Source organism: Paenibacillus sp. USDA918EY (assembly GCF_009870825.1).
Taxonomy (GTDB): Bacteria; Bacillota; Bacilli; order Paenibacillales; family Paenibacillaceae; genus Paenibacillus_AQ; species Paenibacillus_AQ albilobatus.
In genome coordinates this window covers 1-1212 of the sequence record NZ_WTWY01000048.1, presented here as the reverse complement: position 1 = coordinate 1212, position 1212 = coordinate 1, and the positions used below count along the sequence as shown (strand labels likewise).

Below are 1212 nucleotides of genomic sequence, written 5' to 3'. Positions count from 1 at the left end.
GATTTCGGGGTCGTCCGCACCCGCATGCAACCTCGACCGCCAGAAGGACCCGTGATTGTGATTCCCCTCCTACGAACGCTTAGAAATAACGGCTGTTTTAACCCAATCTCGCTCCTCATGCCGTCTTTTCCCTCTGAAATAATGATGACGGCCCGGTCTGTAGTTCAGTTCAGCCTTGTTCTTAGCCTTCCATTGCTGAAAGCTTTTGCGGGAGATGTCTTTCTGCTCTGGTGTCCAAGCCATGAACCATCACTCCTCGAAATGTGGCTTAAGTTGTGCGATTCATAATAATTGCGACATAGATCATCAAACGTTACGTGTTTGTGTCGACATTAATTTTCTTTGAAGAATCTCTCGGTGTCATGGCCAGCCATCCAGCTTTTTATGAAATGCTGTTTCTCATAATCCTTGAGTGAGTCAACCCGCGGATCGATGTGCTTAATATAACCCCACTCCATCTCTTCAGATATGGTTCGAGCAAACCGAAGTTCATTATTTATTTGCTCAACCTGTTGTTTGAGTTCGTCTATTTTCGATTCCAAATCGTCTCGTTTGGCTCTGGTGTCTTTTCCCCATTGGATGTGCTCTTCTTCGGCCTTATTTACGGCAGCACGAATTTTCTCCAAGTCTTTTGCGTAGTAGTCCCGGGCAGTCCCCAATTGACTTTTATATCCTTCAATGGCATCCTGGATCCCTTCGAGTTCAATCCGCAGATCACGGTTTTCTTTCTTGATTGTCGCAACACCGCCGGTGTCTCCTTCCATTTCAAGTTCTATCATGCGCCCGGAGTTGTCCTTGATCTTCGTTTCGATAATCTGCGCTTGCTCCTGGAGATCGTCAATCTTGCCTTGAATCAACTTCTCTCGTTTATCGACTTTATCGCTGAACTCCTGTATCATTTCTTTCCAGTCTTTTTTCTTTAACATGATTCAATCTCTCCCTTTAAGTTAGTAATTAACGCCGGCCATTGCGGCGATTTATAATTTCATGAGCATAGTCGACCATTTGACTAACCGCTTTTTCTTGTTCCATACTTGCTTTAAGAATCCGTAAGGCAGCATCCTCCGGAGTCTCTCCAGAAGATATAGCTTCGTCAATAAGATGGCTATTCTCCGGAGTCCTCCAGGACTCGAGTTTCTGAACACGCTGCTGTTCCGTGTACTGAGTCGGTGAATTTTTTGCGGCTGCGGTTGCTGTTTTGGCGGCCAGTAT

General features: G+C 45.6%; 3 protein-coding genes. All 3 read right to left on the bottom strand.

The genetic code is table 11. The annotated features are described in order from the left end of the window. Nucleotides 1-69 precede the first annotated feature (69 nt). Nucleotides 70-243, bottom strand: a complete 174-nt coding sequence (locus tag GQY55_RS30720) for a hypothetical protein (protein WP_160045722.1) — start codon at nucleotides 241-243, stop codon at nucleotides 70-72. A gap of 89 nt (nucleotides 244-332) precedes the next feature. Further along, nucleotides 333-926, bottom strand: a complete 594-nt coding sequence (locus GQY55_RS30715; RefSeq protein WP_160045721.1) for a hypothetical protein — start codon at nucleotides 924-926, stop codon at nucleotides 333-335. Between the two features lie 28 nt (nucleotides 927-954). Then, a partial coding sequence (locus GQY55_RS31740) for a hypothetical protein (RefSeq protein WP_236575989.1) occupies nucleotides 955-1212 on the bottom strand: 258 nt, incomplete at its 5' end.